The organism is Nocardia sp. NBC_00511 (assembly GCF_045161165.1).
In the GTDB taxonomy this organism is placed as follows: Bacteria; Actinomycetota; Actinomycetes; order Mycobacteriales; family Mycobacteriaceae; genus Nocardia.
On sequence record NZ_CP107849.1, the window covers coordinates 2,965,397 to 2,981,318 of the forward strand.

Below are 15,922 nucleotides of genomic sequence, written 5' to 3' on the forward strand. Positions count from 1 at the left end.
GGGCGGCTACTTGCCGCCCTCCGTCAGCGACACCGTCTGCGGCGCAAAGGAATTGCCCGTGACATCGATATTCTGGGATTTCAACAGGTCCAGAGCCTTGGTCACGTACTCGACGCTGTACGCGTCGGCATCCGGCGTCTTGGTCAGGACGGTCTTGCCCTCCTGATTTTTGGTGGTCTCCGCGATCTGCACCGTGCGGTCCCAGGCTGCCTTGTCGATCATGCCGATCCCGTTGGGCGACGGCCAGATCAGCTTGTCGACCTCGTTGATCTGCCACCGCTGATGGCTGTCGCCCAGCGTGGAACCCGCGGCCACGGTGATATCGCGGCACTTGTCGAGATTGTCGCGGCAGAACGCCCAGCCTTTGAGCGAGGCCGCGACGAACTTCACCGTCTGGTCGGCGTATTTGCTGTCCTTCAGCTTCTCGGTGTTGGCCCAGATGGCGTCCTGCAGCATGGCCACACCCTGGTCGTTCCAGTCGATGGTGGCGAAATCGGCCGGGGTGTAGAGCTTTCCGGTGGCCGGGTTCTTCACCTCGAGCAGCTGCGCGTATTCGTTGTAGGACATGGCCTGGGCGGCGTCGATGTCGTGGGACAGGAATGCGTTCATATCGAACTGCTGCTGCACCAGGGTGACGTCCTTGGCGGGATCGAGTCCGGCCTTGGTCATCCCCGCGAACAGCTCGAATTCATTGCCGTAGCCCCAGTTTCCGACCTTCTTGCCCTTCAGGTCGGCCGAGCTGTTGATGTTCGCGGTCTTGAACGAGACCTGCTTGGTGCCCGAGCGCTGGTAGATCTGGGCGACGTCGGTGATGCCCGCCCCGGCCTCGCGCGAGGCGAGGGCCTTGGGCACCCACGCGATGGCGTAGTCGGCCTGCCCCTGCGCCAGCACCGTCTGCGGCACGATATCGGTTCCGCCGTCGAGGATTTCGACGTCGAGGCCCTGCTCCTTGTAGAAGCCCTGATCGACCGCCGCCAGATATCCGGCGAACTGCCCCTGCTTGAACCACTGCAACTGCAGTTTGACCTTGGTGAGCCCGTCGGACGTGGTCGTCGAACTCGTCGTGCTGCATCCGGTCACCGCCGCCGCCACCAGGACGGCGGCGGCCAGACAGGCTCGGACGCGGAATCTTGCGGTGGTGTTTCTCATTTCGATCTCCCAAGGATGGTGCGGGGTCTGCGGGTCAGCTGTTCCAGCGCGACGACGGCGGTCAGGAACAGCAGGCCGAGGATCATGGCGGCGACGACATACGCCCAGGCGCGCGGATAGGCGGTATTGGCGGCGGCGGAGGTGATGCGGCTGCCCAGACCGTGTTGCAGGCCGCCGAAGTATTCGGCGATCAGGGCGGCGATCACCGCGCCGGGAGCGGCGATGCGCAGCCCGGTGAACAGGTACGGCAGCGCGGCGGGCAGCCGCACGGTGCGGGTGATCTGCCAGCCGCTGGCGGCGTAGGCGGTCATCAGGTCGGTGTGCACGCGCGGCACCTGACGCAATCCGCGTGCGGTGCTGACGAAGACGGGGAAGAACACCACGATCGTGGCCACCACGCGCCGCGGCAGATCGGTGGTGGTGGAGTACATGGAGTTCAGCAGCGGCGCCAGCGCCACGATCGGCACCGCGGCCGCACCGGTGGCGAGCGCGCCGAGAACGCCGTCGACCACCCGGAATCGGACCGCCAGGATGGCCGCGGCGATGCCGAGCACGGCTCCGGCCAGCAGTCCGGCCAGGGCGTTCTTGCCGGTGGCGACGGCGGCCTCGGTGATGGCGGTGTGGTTGTCGCCGAAGGCTTTCGCGATATCGCTGGGTGCGGGCAGCAGGAACGACGGGACGCCCGCGGCGACGGTGAGCACCTGCCACAGCAGCAGCAGGATCACGCCGAAGAGCACCGGCGGCAGCCAGCTCCGCGCTATCCGGTTCATCGGAGGTCCTGTCCCGCAGTGGTTTTCGCGACGGTGCCGGGCCCCTCGTGCAGGGCGGCGCGCACGGCGGCCACCGCACTGAAGAAGGCGTCGGTGGAGCGCACGTCCTCCTCGGCGGCGCGATCCCAGCCGCCGGTGTCGAGGACGGCGGTGACGCGGCCCGGACGCGGGGACATGACGACCACCCGGTCGGAGAGGAACACCGCCTCGGGGATGGAGTGGGTCACGAAAACGACTGCCGCGCCGGTCTCCTCGGCGATGCGCAGCAGTTCACCCTGCATGCGTTCGCGGGTCATCTCGTCGAGTGCGCCGAAGGGTTCGTCCATCAGCAGCAGTGGCGGTTTGCGGGCCAGAGCGCGCGCGATGGCGACGCGCTGCTGCATCCCACCGGAGAGTTCGGCCGGAAAGCGGCGCGCGAAGTCGGTGAGACCGGTGATCTCGAGGAGTTCCGCACTGCGCGCCCGGCGTTCGCGTTTCGCGACGCCGTGCAGTTGCAGCGGCAGTTCGACGTTCTCCTGCACGGTGCGCCAGTCCAGCAGTCCCGCCTGCTGGAAGGCGATGCCGTAATCCTGGTCGAGGCGCGCTTGGCGGGCCGTCTTGCCGTGCACCACAACGGTTCCCGCGCTGGGCTGTTCCAAGTCGGCGATGATCCGCAGCAGCGTGGACTTGCCGCAGCCGGACGGTCCGATCAGCGAGACGAATTCACCGGCGGCCACGGTGAGCCCGATGTCCGCGAGCGCGGTGACCGCACCGGCGCTGAAAATCTTTCCGACCCCGGCCAATTCGACAGCGGGGATGGGCTGGACGGTCACCGATACACCTCCGGGTAGAGCGGGTAGAACTGTGCTCACCGAGCGCCTGCCGCGGTGTGACCGGGACGGCTGTAGCGGCGCAGCCCCACCTCGGCCAGCGACACCAGGCCGGTGAGCACCAGCCCGAGTAGGGCGGCCGCCACCACGGCCGCGTACAACCGGGCGGCATTGCCGGTGGACTGCTGGGAGAACACGATGATCTGACGGCCGATCCCACCCGCCGTCCCGGTGGAGATCTCCGCGACCACACTGCCGACCACCGCCGCGGCCGCCCCCAGCCGCAGCGCGGGCAGCAGGTGCGGCACCGCGGCGGGCAACCTCAGGTGCAGCAGCGTGGCCCACCATCCGGCGGCACAACTGTGCAGCAGCTCCACCGAAGCCCGTGCCGGAGACTGCAGCCCGCGCAGCGTGCCGATGGCGACCGGGAAGAACACCAGGTAGGCGGCGATCACCACGATGCTCATCCACGGCTGCCACGGTCGGCCCGCGATCACGACCCGCCCGCCCCAGCCCGCGACCAGCGGAGCCAGGGCGATCAGCGGAACCGTCTGCGAGACGATCACATACGGCAGCAGCCCGCGCTCCACCCAGGAGAACCGCTGCATCAGCACGGCCAGAGCCATCCCGACCACCGTGCCGAGAACCAGGGCCAGCAGCGCCAATTCGAGGGTGAAGCCCGCCGTCCGCAGCAGGGTCGCGCCCACGGTGGTCTTACCGTCGCGCTCCCCCAGCACGGTGACGACGGCCCAGGCATGCGGCAGCGCGCCATCGGTGGTGCGCGGCAGGATCCGCTGCTGCCCGATGCTGACGCCGCCGGCGGGCACGAGCGCCTTCACCAGTTCCCAGACGGCGATCAGCAAGACGAAGGCCGCGACCGGATACAGCAGCTCCCAGCCGCGAAAGCGTATGCGGCGAACGGTGGATCCCACTGTCACGACGCGGTCACCGTCGCGTCGACCGGATGCGCGAGCCGAGGCAGGACGGATTCGCCGTACGCCTCGAGAGTGGAGGTCTTGGCGTCGTGCTGTAGATACACCGCGAACTGGTCGACGCCCATCGCCTCGAGTTCACGCAACCGCGTCAGATGCTGATCGGGCGTGCCGAGCAGGCAGAAGCGGTCGACGATCTCGTCGGGCACGAACGCGGCGTGGGTGTTTCCGGCCCGGCCGTGCTCGTTGTAGTCGTAGCCCTGACGGCCCGCGATGTAGTCGGTGAGTGCCTTGGGCACGTCACTGTCCGCGCCGTAGCGGCCGACGATGTCGGCGACGTGGTTGCCGACCATGCCGCCGAACCAACGGCATTGCTCGCGGGCGTGTTCCAGGCCCGCCGCGCTGCCGTCGGTGATGTAGGCGGGCGCGGCCACGCAGATGGTGACGTCCTTCGGGTCGCGTCCGGCGCGTTCGGCCGCCGCCCGCACGCGCGCGACGGTCCAGGCGGTGATGTCGGGGTCGGCGAGTTGCAGGATGAATCCGTCGGCCACCTCCCCGGTGAGATCCAGTGCGCGCGGCCCGTATCCGGCCACCCACACCGGCAGCCGCGAGTCCACCGCCCACGGGAACCGGATCACGGTGTCGCCCACCTGCGCACTGCGGCCGTTGCCCAATTCCCTGATGACGGTGATGGATTCGCGCAGGGTCGCGATGGTGGCGGGCCGCCCGCCCAGGGTGCGCACGGCCGAGTCGCCGCGCCCGATCCCGCACACGGTGCGATTGCCGAACATGTCGTTGAGGGTCGCGAAGGTCGACGCGGTGACCGTCCAGTCCCGGGTGGACGGGTTGGTCACCATCGGCCCCACCGCGACCTTGCGGGTCGCGGCGAGGATCTGACTGTAGATGACGTACGGCTCCTGCCACAGCAGATGCGAGTCGAAGGTCCACACGTGCGAGAACCCGTGCGTCTCGGCGATTCTCGCCAGCTCGACCACCCGCGAGGCGGGCGGCGTGCACTGCAGCACCACACCGATGTCCATGCGGTACTCTCCCGTCGTTGGTTCGGATTCAGAGCAGGTTCTGCGACAGTCCGCGTTTCACGAACCGGCCGTGCCCGGCCGCGCCGAGGTAGTCGCCGCCCTCGACGATGACCCGGCCACGCGATAGCACGGTGTCGACGTGCCCGTCGATCTCGTAGCCCTCATAGGCCGAGTAGTCCATGTTCATGTGATGGGTCTTGCCGAGCCCGATGCTGGTGTGCCCGTTGGGGTCGTAGATCACCACGTCCGCGTCCGCGCCCGGACTGATCACGCCCTTGCGCGGATACATGCCGAACATGCGCGCGGGCGCGGTGCAGCACACCTCCACCCATTTCTCGAGTGAGATGCGGCCGTCCTTGACGCCCTGGAACATCAGGTCCATCCGGTGTTCGACGCCGCCGATACCATTGGGGATCTTGCTGAAATCCCCTACGCCCATATCCTTCTGGTCCTTCATGCAGAACGGGCAGTGGTCGGTGGCCACGGTGGTGACGTCGCCGGTGCGGATGTAGCGCCACAGCTCGTCCTGATGACCTTCGGCGCGGGCACGCAGCGGCGTGGAGCACACCCATTTCGCGCCTTCGAATCCCGGCGCGCCCAGATTCTCTTCCAGTGACAGATAAAGGTATTGCGGGCAGGTCTCACCGAAGACGTTCTGCCCCTTGCCGCGTGCGTGCGCGATCTGCTCGAGAGCCTGCTTCGCCGAGACGTGCACGATGTACAGCGGCGCACCCGTCACCTGTGCCAGCATGATGGCGCGATGGGTGGCCTCCTCCTCCAATTGCCAAGGGCGCGTGACACCGTGGTAGTACGGCGCGGTTTCGCCACGTGACACCGCCTGTGCGACAAGCACATCGATGGCGATGCCGTTCTCGGCGTGCATCATCAGCAGTGCACCGAGGTCCCCGGCGGTCTGCATGGCGCGCAGGATCTGGCCGTCGTCGGAGTAGAAGACGCCCGGATACGCCATGAACAGCTTGAAGCTGCTCACCCCCTCGGACACCAATTCGCGCATGCCCTTCAGTGCTTCGTCGTCGACCGATCCGACGATCTGATGCAGGCCGTAGTCGATGGCGCATTTCCCGGCGGCCTTCTGCTGCCACAGCGCGTGGCTGTCCTGCACCCGCTCCCCCGGCTTCTGAATGGCGAAGTCGACGATGGTGGTGGTGCCGCCCCAGGCCGCGGCCCGGGTGCCGGTCTCGAAGGTGTCGCTGGCCTCGGTGCCGCCGAACGGCATCTGCATGTGGGTGTGCCCGTCGACGCCGCCGGGGACCACGTATTTGCCGGTGGCGTCGATGACGGTGTCGGCGGCAGCGGCGAGGTCGACGCCTAGGGCCGTCGAACCCGGTTGCAGCACCGCAGCGATGGTCTCACCGTCGATGAGGACGTCGAGGAGTTGAGATCCGGTGGCGGACACCACGATTCCGCCGCGGATGAAGGTGCGGCTCACGGCTCGACCAGCTTCCCGTAGGCGTCCGGACGGCGGTCGCGGTAGAACGCCCAGCGGTCGCGCACCACCTTGATGAGATCCATGTCGAGGTCGCGGACCACGAGTTCGGGTGCGGTGTCGGAGGCGACGTCACCCACGAACTTGCCTTCGGGGTCGACGAAGTAGCTGGTGCCGTAGAAGTCGTCGTCGCCGTACTCCTCGATGCCGACCCGGTTGATCGCGCCGATGAAGTACTCGTTGGCCACCGCCGAGGCGGGCTGCTCCAGCTTCCACAGATAACTCGACAGCCCGCGCGAGGTCGCCGACGGATTGAACACGATCTCCGCGCCCGCCAGCCCCAGCGCCCGCCAGCCCTCCGGGAAATGCCGGTCGTAGCAGATGTATACGCCGATCCGCCCGACCGCCGTATCGAATACCGGCCAGCCCAGATTGCCGGGCCGGAAGTAGAACTTCTCCCAGAACCCGTTCACGTGCGGAATGTGATGCTTGCGGTACTTGCCGAGGTACGTGCCGTCGGCGTCGATCACCGCGGCCGTGTTGTACAGCAGCCCCGGCTGCTCCTGCTCGTACACCGGCAGCACCATCACCAGCCCGAGTTCCCGGGCCAGCGCCGCGAACCGGTCCACCGTGGGCCCCGGCACCGATTCGGCGTAGTCGTAGAATTTCGTGTCCTGCAGTTGGCAGAAATACGGCCCGTAGAACAGCTCCTGAAAGCAGATCACCTTGGCCCCGGCCGCCGCCGCCTGCCGCGCATAGTCCTCATGCGCCTTGATCATTGACTCTTTGTCACCGGTCCAGTTCGTCTGCACCAGCGCCGCTCGAACGATTCCCATGCTTTGTCATACTGCACGGGAAACGAATTCACTTGTGTTACAAGACGGACGAAACGGTTTCGTGACCGTAAATCTCCGCGCACGCCCCTCGGACCCGCCCCACCATCGAACGCACAATGAGCCAGTGACCAGCGAACTCGGAGCACCGCACGCGGCCGGGAACGACGACACCGCCGCGATCGCCACCGCCGCCCACGACCGCACCGCGGCGGGCATCGCGGCAGCTGTCAGCCACCTCATCCGGGCGGGCACACTGCCACCCGGTTCCCGGCTGCCCACCGTCCGCGAGGTCGCCCGCGAACTGAAGGTCTCCCCCGTGACGGTCACCCAGGCGTGGCGGGCCCTGGCCGGAGCGGGTGCCATCGTGGCGCGCGGCCGCGCGGGCACCTTCGTCGAGAACACCCCGCACCCGCCGTCCGCGCCCGCCGCCAGCCGCTACCAGCGGCTACATCCGCACTCCGACAGCGCTTTTCGCATCGACCTCGCACGCGGCACCCCCGATCCGGCGCTGCTCCCGGATCTGACGGCCGCCCTGCGCGCCCTCGCCGCGGACGGGTACCTCGACGACCTGTCCGCCACCTATCTCGGTGAGGCCGTCCTCCCCGAACTCGAGGCGGCCGTCCGCGCCGACTGGCCCGCCCGCGCCGAACGCTTCACCGTCTTCGACGGCGCGCTCGACGCCGTCGACCGCCTGCTGGGCGCCCACGTCCGCCTCGGTGACGCCGTGGTCGTCGAAGACCCGTGCTTCCCACCGTTTCTCGACCTGCTCGCCCGCCTGGGCGCTCGGGCGGTCCCCGTCGAACTCGACGATTCCGGCATGCTCCCCGACCGTCTGGCGGTCGCCCTCGCCGCCACCTCCCCCGCCCTGATCCTGCTGCAACCCCGAGCCCAGAACCCGACCGGCGCGTCCCTCACCCCCCAGCGCGTCCGCGCCCTGGCCGATGTCCTCGCCGACGCCGCGGTCGTCGCCGGATCCACCCCCCTCATCCTCGAAGACGACCACAGCGCGGGCATCGCCCACTCCCCCCTGCGTTCCCTGGCCGCCCGCCTCCCCGCCCGCACCGTCCACATCCGCTCCTACTCCAAATCCCACGGTGCGGACCTGCGCCTGGCCGTCGCGGGCGGCCCCGCCGAATTCCTCGACCCCGCAATCGAACGCCGCATGCTCGGCCCCGGCTGGTCCAGCCGCCTGCTACAGCGCGTCCTGCTGCACATGCTCACCGACGACACCGCCATCGCCACCGTCGCCCACGCCCGAGCCGTCTACCGGGGCAAGGCCGAAGCCCTCCGAAAAGCCCTGTCCCGCCACGGCATCCACCTCACCCGAGGCGACGGCATCAACCTCTGGTTCCCGGTCGCCGACGAGAACGCCGCCATGATCTCCCTGGCCGCCGCAGGCATCAAAGCCGCCCCCGGCGGCCCCTTCGAGGCCACCGACCACCCCCTCACCGACCACCTGCGGATCACCGTCGCCGCACTACCCGTCAACGACATCGCCGAGGTGGCACGCCAATTGGCCACCGCCGCACTCGCGGAACCGACCTATCGGCGGGTCCGGCGCGGATAGCACCCGCATCCCCACCGACCTGCCGCGCGGCATGCCACCGCTGCCGGGGAGTAGTACTGGAGGCGTGGATCATCTCGAAACCCGACCGGCTCTACGTGAACTCGTCGAGCTCTACGCCTCCTACGCGGACCGTCGGCGCGACGCCGACATCGCCGGACTGTTCACCGCCGACGGCGCGCTCGTCATTCAGTGGGCCGATCGGCCGCCGACCACCGTGCGTGGGCGCGACGACATCGCCGCGACGATGAAATCCCTGGACCGGTATCGCGTCACCCAGCATGTGGTGGCCAATCAGCTGCTCGACCTCGCCGCCGACCCCATTCGCGGCGAAACCTATTGCACCGCTTCACATGTCTACGACACCGATACCGGACCGCGGATCTTCGTCATGCGGATCCGCTACCAGGACACCTTCGTCCAGGACGATGCCGAGTGGCGCTTCCAGGAACGCCTGCTGACCGTCGACTGGACCGAGGACCGGCCCCTCAACGGGTGAGTCACAGCGGGGCGGTCGGCCACCAGCGGTCGAAGAGGTCCTGGCCGGTCGCGCCGCCCGCCGCCACCATGCGGCAGAAACTCTGTGCGGGATTGTCGAATTGAATGTCCATATTGCCGGTGGGCTGACCGTAGAGACCGATGTCGTTGCCCCAGCGCAGGCGGCCGGACCCGGTCGCACGCTGCCAGCGCTGGTCGCCGAGTACCGCGGACATTTCGGAGTCTGCGGGAAGTGTGGCGGGGCTGCGGTCGGTATTGCAGTAGATGAACAGCCAGTCCAACGGGTTGCCGTTGCCCGCGCAGCGCATACCCGCCAGCGCGCCCGGAGTGGAGGTGGGTTCGACGCGGCCACCGTCACTGTTGATCACCACACAGCGGACGCCCTGAAATCCGGTGGACAACGGATCCGCGGGCAAGAGGGTCGGGAACGTTTGGACCATGAATTCGTAAGCGCCCCACGCATTCCGGGTGTCCGCGACGACAGGATTCGGGGAGGCGCTCACCGAGGTTGCCGCCGGGGCGGGTGAATTGCCCTGCCCCACGAGCAGAGTCGTGGCCGTGACCGCGACAGCCGCGACCACTGCCACCGCCAGCGCGACGGCGGTCCGCCTGCCGAACCGCCGACGACTTCGCGGCACCGGCATTGTCGTGCCGTCGAGCGCGGCGGTGGCGGCCGCGGCCAGCGCACCACACGATGCGAAGCGGTCATCACGATCCTTGGCCAGCGCCACGGCGATCACGGCGTCCATCGCGAGCGGCAGCCCGGGACGCCGCGCACTGGGCCGTGGCGGCGGCTCGGTCAGGTGCGCCCGGACCGCGGCCGCGGGGCTCGAGGCCGGGAACGGCGGTGTCCCGGTGAGCAATTCGTAGAGGGTGCACCCCAGCGCGTAGACGTCGACCCGGCCGTCGAGGTCGCCGCCCGCGAGCAACTCCGGCGCACCGTGCGCCAGGCTCGTCACCAGCGTGCCCGCCTCGGTCAGCGCCTCGGTGGAGGTGGTCTGCCGGGCGATGCCGAAATCAGAGATGAACACCCGATCCGGTTGCCCGGCAACGGGTTCCAGCAAGATGTTGCTCGGCCGGACGCTGCGGTGCAGTAGTCCGCGCCGGTGCGCCTCGTCCAGACCGTGCGCCACCTCGGTGACGATGTGGACCGCCGTCCGCGGGTCCACTCCGTCCGGATGGCGTCGAATCAATTCCCCGGCGTCGACGCCGTCGACGAATCCCATGGCCATCCACAGGCATCCGCGCTCGAACCCGCGATCGTGCACCGGCACGATGGCCGGATGCTCGAGCCGCGCCACCAGTTCGGCACCGCGAATGAAGCGGGCACTGAACTCGAAATCGCCACTGTGCACGGGTGAGAGCACCTTGAGCGCGACAAAGCGGGGCAGCCGCGGATGCGCGGCCAGATACACCGCGCCCCGATCACCGTGCCCGAGGACGCGTTCGATGCGATATCCGGCGAAGATCTCACCCGGTGCCAGCGGCGCTGTCATCAGCTGTCGCCGTTCACCAGCAGGCCGTACTGCGCGGTCAGCCGCTGCTGCAGATTGTGCAGCTGACTGCCCTGCATCCGCGCCAGGTACTTCCCGTAGATCACCTCGCACAGGAAGCGGCTCGGTTCGCCCTCGGGGATGGAGGTGTGCTCCGCGCACAGCGCGTCGGGTACTCCCTGCGGACCGGACACCGGACGTGTGGACCCCGTCGAGCGCCTGGTGTCGAACTTCTCGAGCGCATGGCGCGCCGCGGCGCTGGTCGGCATGCGCAACAGCTGGGTCGCGCCGTTGACGGCCTCCAGTTCGATCGGCGGATCGGCCGCCGAATGACCGTTCCACAGCCGCGCCGCGCGCGGCCCGAACACCACACCCTCAGCGCGGATCACCGAGGTCCAGACCGCGTCGCGCTGCGGGACATTCACGATCACCTTGGGATACGGCCAGCGGCCCGGGGCCTCCGGAACCAGCCGCCGCAGCATGCCCTCCCGATCCAGGGACAGGCTCGCCACCCGGTCGGCGGGCGTGGGAACGAAATCCCGCAGGCGCGGCAGCTGCGCGTCGAAACCCTTGCGCACCAGGCCGGTCAGCGCCGCCACATCGGTGGAGGTGTGACCGGCGATCGAACTCAGCACGTAGACGCCGTCCGCGACGGTCGCCGCCAGGGTGGGCACGCTCGGCCGCCAATGTGCGTGCGCCGCCGGGTAACCCGGGATCGCCACCGACACATTGTCCGGGTTGACCGCGGCGTCCGCGGCATCGATCGCGGTCGCCGCCCGCGCCGCGGCCGCAGCGTCGGGGAACCGCAGCACCATCATCGACAGCACTCGGGAGGCGCCCGTCACCGGACCGCTGTAGCCCGGGTCGACATCGGTGCCGCCGACCGCCGCACCGGTCACCATGCCCTCCCGGTCCAGTACCGCCCGCACCGGCGCGGCAAGCAGCAGCGTCGCCTTGGCCGGTGTGGAGAGCAGGTAGACGCCGTCGGAGGCCACCGAATACTGCAACGCCGCATCGGCTTCGGTGGGGTCGATCAACGCTTCGGCCAACCGCGCCGCCTCGACGACACGGCCGTACTTGTCGTTGCCGGGCGGTTCGTCGAGCGGACGGCTGCTGTACTTCCCCACATCCAGGGCCTGCGGATCGGGATACTGGGGCACCGAATGTCCGCGCACCACACAGCCTGTCGCACCGAGCAGCAGTACCGCCGCCAAGCTCGCCCGCAGCAGCACGAGGGTTCTACAACGGCGCATCGGGCCACCATTTCGCGCGCAGTTCGGCTCCGGTCTGGGTATTCCCGTACACCTCGATCCGGCAGAAACTGCGTCCCGGGTCATCGAAGTACAGATCGAGCACGCCCAGCGCACGGTCGTCGATCGCCAGGCTGCCGCCGCCCGAAAGGGTCAACGCTCCGGTGCCCCAGTACAGATGCCCGGAACCCGAAGGCCGGGACCACTTTTCGTCACCCTCCACCTTGGCCACGGAGAAGTCCGGGGTCATCGGCTTGCGGTCGGCGTTGCAGACCAGAATCAGCGAGAAGACCGGATCGGCATCACCGATGCAGTACACATCCGGGACCGCCACCGACGTCCCGATCGGCACCGCCCGCCCACTCTTGTCGGTGAAATCCGAGGCGAAGCACCCGGTCAGCTCCTGATAGCCGCCACCGAACGGCGTGGCGGGCAGCAGATCCGGAAAGGCCTCGGCGACATACGCGTACGCGCCCCATTCGGCCGGTTCGACGGTGCCGGTGATCGGGCGGTTCGGTGTCGCCGACGAACCTCCGGAGCGCCCACCCCAGGTCAGCGCACCGGCGACGAGGGCAGCCGCCACCGTCACGAACGCCACCGCCGCCACCGCGATACGGCGGCGACCGAACCGTTTCGCGGCGACCGGGGCGGACACCACCGGATCCCGCAATGCCGCCTGTGCCGCTGCCGCCAACTCACCGCATTCGGCGTACCTGTCGTCCGGACGCTTCGCCAGCGCCCGCAGCACGATCGCGTCGAAGGCCGCCGGTACCGTCGGATTCACTGCCGAGGGTCGCGGCGGTTCCTCCTGTAGATGCGCGTAGATCAATGAGCCGGGCGTCTCACGCGGAAACGGCAACGACCCGGTGAGCATCTGAAACAGCGTGCAGCCCAGCGCGTACACGTCGGCCCGCCGGTCGATCGCGCCGTCGTCGAGCTGTTCGGGCGCGGCATAGGCCAGCGTCCCGGTGAATCCGCCCTCGGCCGCGGCGGATTCGTCTGCACGGCGCGCGATCCCGAAGTCCGTCACCAGCACTCGATCGAGCCGGCCGGGCTCCTCGGCGATGAGGATATTGCCGGGCTTCACGTCACGGTGCAGCAGTCCCGCCCGGTGCAGTTCGTCGAGTCCACGCGCGACCTCGGTCAGAATGTGCACGGCACGTGCGGGTTCGAGCGCTCCGCCGCGGCGCAGCAGCCCGGACAGATCGGTGCCGGGCACGTACTGCATGGCGATCCACAGTCGCCCGTCGTATTCGCCCCGGTCGTGCACGGCGACCAGGTTCGGATGCCGCAGCCGCGCGGCCACTTCGGCCTCGTAGAGGAACGCGGTGCGGAACCGCTCACCGCTCGATCTTTCGGCCGAGAGCACCTTCAACGCGTCCGAGCGCGGCAGCCGCGGATGCCGGGCCAGGTACACCGTGCCCATCCCACCGGATCCGAGTGTGCGCTCGACGCGGTAGCCCGCGAAGGCGCTACCGTCGGCGATATCCACCGGTCTTCCCCCACCCTCCCACGACACCGCTATGAAAATGACCGTGCCGCACCAACTCTCATCGGACTATAACAGCCACCCCGGGTAGCGGGCGCGACGCCGGAAACAGCGGATGGACAGTGAGTCGCGTCACATAATTCACAGGTAGGTCACAGCAACCGCGGCGGAACCGATGGACTGATCGATGACCGACATCAATCGACGTTCTGTGGAGGGGACCGTGAAAACCAACGCCCGACGCATCACCCGATTCACCACCGCCGCCGCGCTCACCGCGGCCGCCGGCGCCGCACTCGCCCTCGGCGCGGGCGCGGCCCACGCCGACGAATGGCCGGTGCAGCAGCCCAACAGCGCCATCTACGTCTACGAGGCGCACGACTTCCTCACCCCGGCCGATCTCGACTACTGGAATCCCCTGGTGGATCGTGCCCGGCTGACCTCCCCGTACGGCAACAGCACCCGCATCGTGTGCTCCGGCTTCCACGGCGTGGCCACCAGCTGCTTCCAGGCCGACGCCGACGGCAATCCGCATCAGCTGAAGCGACTTCCGATGAACTACCCCAACGTGACCGGCTACCTCGCCCCCGGCGGCGGCGTCAGCCACTGGGTCTACCCGGGCTTCGTCCCCGGAAGCTGATCCGCCGCACCCCGATTCACGCCATGCGAAAGGGCCCGCCTCCAAAAGGAGACGGGCCCTTCGCGTATCGGCCTTACAGGTACTGGCCGGTGTTCGACTCGGTGTCGATGGCGCGGCTGGCACTGGCGTTCTTGCCCGTGAATCGGACGCAGCCGGATGTAGACGATCCGCTCGCCCGATTCACCAGAAGACCTCTACAGGTATTGACCCGTGTTGGATTCCGTGTCGATGGCGCGGCTGGCACTGGCGTTCTTGCCCGTGACCAGCGTGCGGATGTAGACGATCCGCTCGCCCTTCTTGCCCGAGATGCGAGCCCAGTCATCGGGATTCGTGGTGTTGGGCAGGTCCTCGTTCTCGGAGAACTCGTCCACGATCGAATCGTAGAGATGCTGGATGCGCAGACCCGGGGTGCCGGTCTCGAGGACCGACTTGATGGCGTACTTCTTGGCCCGGTCCACGATGTTCTGGATCATGGCGCCGGAGTTGAAGTCCTTGAAGTACAGGACCTCCTTGTCACCGTTGGCGTAGGTGACCTCCAGGAAGCGGTTGTCGTCGCTCTCGGCGTACATGCGATCCACCACACGCTCGATGGTTGCCTGCACGCACTTGCCGCGGTCGCCGTCGAACTCCGCGATGTCCTCCGAGTGCAGGGGCAGCGTCTCCGTGAGGTACTTGGAGAAGATGTCCTGTGCCGCTTCGGCATCCGGGCGCTCGATCTTGATCTTCACGTCCAGGCGGCCGGGCCGCAGGATCGCGGGGTCGATCATGTCCTCGCGGTTGGAGGCACCGATCACGATCACGTTCTCCAGGCCCTCGACGCCGTCGATCTCCGAAAGCAACTGCGGCACAACGGTGGTCTCCACATCGGAGGAGACGCCCGAACCGCGGGTGCGGAAGATGGAATCCATCTCGTCGAAGAACACGATCACCGGGGTGCCCTCGGAGGCCTTCTCGCGTGCCCGCTGGAAGATGATCCGAATGTGACGCTCGGTCTCGCCCACGAACTTGTTGAGCAGTTCGGGACCCTTGATATTGAGGAAGAAGGACTTCGCCTCCTTGGCGTCCTCGCCACGTGCCTCGGCGATCTTCTTCGCCAGGGAGTTGGCAACGGCCTTGGCGATCAATGTCTTACCGCAGCCGGGAGGGCCGTAGAGCAGCACGCCCTTGGGCGGGCGCAGCGCGTACTCGCGGAACAGATCCTTGTGCAGGAAGGGCAGTTCCACCGCGTCGCGGATCTGCTCGATCTGACGGGTCAGGCCGCCGATGTCCTCGTAGTCGACATCCGGCACTTCCTCGAGCACGAGGTCTTCGACCTCGGCCTTGGGGATGCGCTCGAACGCGAAGCCGGCCTTGGAGTCGACCAGCAGCGAATCACCCGGCCGCAGTTTGCGAATGGGGCGATCCGGATCGTCGAGATTGTCGACGTCGACCAGCGCGGACAGCGGCCCGGACAGCCACACCACCCGCTCCTCGTCGGCGTGCCCGACGACCAGGGCACGACGCCCGTCGTCGAGAATCTCGCGCAGCGTGCCGAGTTCACCGATGGCATCGAAATTACCGGCCTCGACGACGGTCAGCGCTTCGTTGAGACGCACGGTCTGACCGTAGGTGAGGGTGGTGGTGTCGATATTCGGTGAACACGTCAGCCGCATCTTGCGCCCGGAAGTGAACACATCGACCGTCTGATCGTCGTACACGCCGATGAGGATGCCGTAGCCGGAGGGTGGCTGGCCCAGGCGATCCACTTCCTCACGGAGCGCGACGAGTTGCTGACGCGCTTCCTTGAGGGTATCCATCAGTTTGGTGTTGCGAATCGTCAGCGAATCGACGCGCGCTTCCAATTCCCGTGTGCGATCCGGCGTGTCGGCGAGTTGCCTCCGGAGTGCAGCCGACTCGGCTCGGACTGCCTCGAGTTCCCTCCAGGCGGCCGAATCCGAATGTTCGTTGGGGCTCATAATGCTGCTCCTCCCAGTCCCGGTCTATCAACGCTACCGGGCGATAACCG

At 68.0% G+C, this 15,922-nt stretch carries 14 protein-coding genes; 3 read left to right on the forward strand and 11 right to left on the reverse strand.

What is annotated here, in order from left to right; translation table 11 throughout:
- Positions 1–6 precede the first annotated feature (6 nt).
- Genes OG300_RS14095 through OG300_RS14125 form a run of 7 tightly spaced genes read right to left on the reverse strand, consistent with a single transcriptional unit; the run spans position 7 to position 6,983 of the window.
- Positions 7–1,149: an ABC transporter substrate-binding protein gene (locus tag OG300_RS14095; RefSeq protein ID WP_405495936.1), complete on the reverse strand. Its 1,143-nt coding sequence runs from the start codon at positions 1,147–1,149 to the stop codon at positions 7–9.
- Positions 1,146–1,919 carry an ABC transporter permease gene (locus OG300_RS14100; RefSeq protein WP_405495938.1) on the reverse strand — a complete coding sequence of 258 codons (774 nt, stop codon included), beginning with the start codon at positions 1,917–1,919 and terminating at the stop codon, positions 1,146–1,148. The genes OG300_RS14095 and OG300_RS14100 overlap by 4 nt, the downstream gene beginning before the upstream one ends.
- On the reverse strand, positions 1,916–2,731 hold the full coding sequence (locus OG300_RS14105; RefSeq protein WP_405495940.1) for an ABC transporter ATP-binding protein: 816 nt from the start codon (positions 2,729–2,731) through the stop codon (positions 1,916–1,918). Before OG300_RS14105 ends, OG300_RS14100 begins: the two co-directional genes overlap by 4 nt.
- 35 nt (positions 2,732–2,766) lie before the next feature.
- Positions 2,767–3,666, reverse strand: a complete 900-nt coding sequence (locus tag OG300_RS14110) for an ABC transporter permease (protein WP_405495942.1) — start codon at positions 3,664–3,666, stop codon at positions 2,767–2,769.
- Positions 3,663–4,700 carry a TIGR03842 family LLM class F420-dependent oxidoreductase gene (locus OG300_RS14115; RefSeq protein WP_405495944.1) on the reverse strand — a complete coding sequence of 346 codons (1,038 nt, stop codon included), beginning with the start codon at positions 4,698–4,700 and terminating at the stop codon, positions 3,663–3,665. The genes OG300_RS14110 and OG300_RS14115 overlap by 4 nt, the downstream gene beginning before the upstream one ends.
- A 28-nt stretch (positions 4,701–4,728) precedes the next feature.
- Positions 4,729–6,150, reverse strand: a complete 1,422-nt coding sequence (gene hydA / locus OG300_RS14120) for a dihydropyrimidinase (protein WP_405495946.1) — start codon at positions 6,148–6,150, stop codon at positions 4,729–4,731.
- Positions 6,147–6,983 (reverse strand): nitrilase-related carbon-nitrogen hydrolase, encoded by an 837-nt coding sequence (locus OG300_RS14125; RefSeq protein WP_405495948.1) that lies wholly within the window; start codon positions 6,981–6,983, stop codon positions 6,147–6,149. The genes hydA and OG300_RS14125 overlap by 4 nt, the downstream gene beginning before the upstream one ends.
- A gap of 124 nt (positions 6,984–7,107) precedes the next feature.
- Between OG300_RS14125 and OG300_RS14130 the strand changes: the two genes are divergently transcribed.
- Together OG300_RS14130 and OG300_RS14135 are read left to right on the forward strand one after the other, a co-directional pair.
- The gene (locus OG300_RS14130; protein WP_405495950.1) at positions 7,108–8,550 is read left to right on the forward strand and encodes an aminotransferase class I/II-fold pyridoxal phosphate-dependent enzyme; all 1,443 of its coding nucleotides are present in this window, start codon (positions 7,108–7,110) and stop codon (positions 8,548–8,550) included.
- A 64-nt stretch (positions 8,551–8,614) separates the two neighbouring features.
- The gene (locus OG300_RS14135; RefSeq protein WP_405495952.1) at positions 8,615–9,046 is read left to right on the forward strand and encodes a nuclear transport factor 2 family protein; all 432 of its coding nucleotides are present in this window, start codon (positions 8,615–8,617) and stop codon (positions 9,044–9,046) included.
- A 1-nt stretch (position 9,047) separates the two neighbouring features.
- On the opposite strand, the gene OG300_RS14140 is transcribed toward OG300_RS14135, so the two are convergent.
- The 3 genes from OG300_RS14140 to OG300_RS14150 are packed head-to-tail and all read right to left on the reverse strand — an operon-like array spanning position 9,048 to position 13,280.
- A complete protein-coding gene (locus tag OG300_RS14140; RefSeq protein ID WP_405495954.1) occupies positions 9,048–10,541 on the reverse strand; it encodes a serine/threonine-protein kinase in 1,494 nt (497 codons plus the stop codon).
- Positions 10,541–11,791 (reverse strand): hypothetical protein, encoded by a 1,251-nt coding sequence (locus OG300_RS14145; RefSeq protein WP_405495956.1) that lies wholly within the window; start codon positions 11,789–11,791, stop codon positions 10,541–10,543. The genes OG300_RS14140 and OG300_RS14145 overlap by 1 nt, the downstream gene beginning before the upstream one ends.
- On the reverse strand, positions 11,778–13,280 hold the full coding sequence (locus OG300_RS14150; RefSeq protein ID WP_405495958.1) for a serine/threonine-protein kinase: 1,503 nt from the start codon (positions 13,278–13,280) through the stop codon (positions 11,778–11,780). The genes OG300_RS14145 and OG300_RS14150 overlap by 14 nt, the downstream gene beginning before the upstream one ends.
- Positions 13,281–13,500: 220 nt before the next feature.
- Between OG300_RS14150 and OG300_RS14155 the strand changes: the two genes are divergently transcribed.
- Positions 13,501–13,917 carry a hypothetical protein gene (locus OG300_RS14155; protein ID WP_405495960.1) on the forward strand — a complete coding sequence of 139 codons (417 nt, stop codon included), beginning with the start codon at positions 13,501–13,503 and terminating at the stop codon, positions 13,915–13,917.
- Between the two features lie 194 nt (positions 13,918–14,111).
- Here OG300_RS14155 and arc read toward each other — a convergent pair whose 3' ends face one another.
- Positions 14,112–15,872, reverse strand: coding sequence for a proteasome ATPase (gene arc / locus OG300_RS14160; protein WP_405495962.1), 1,761 nt, complete (start codon positions 15,870–15,872; stop codon positions 14,112–14,114).
- Positions 15,873–15,922 lie beyond the last annotated feature (50 nt).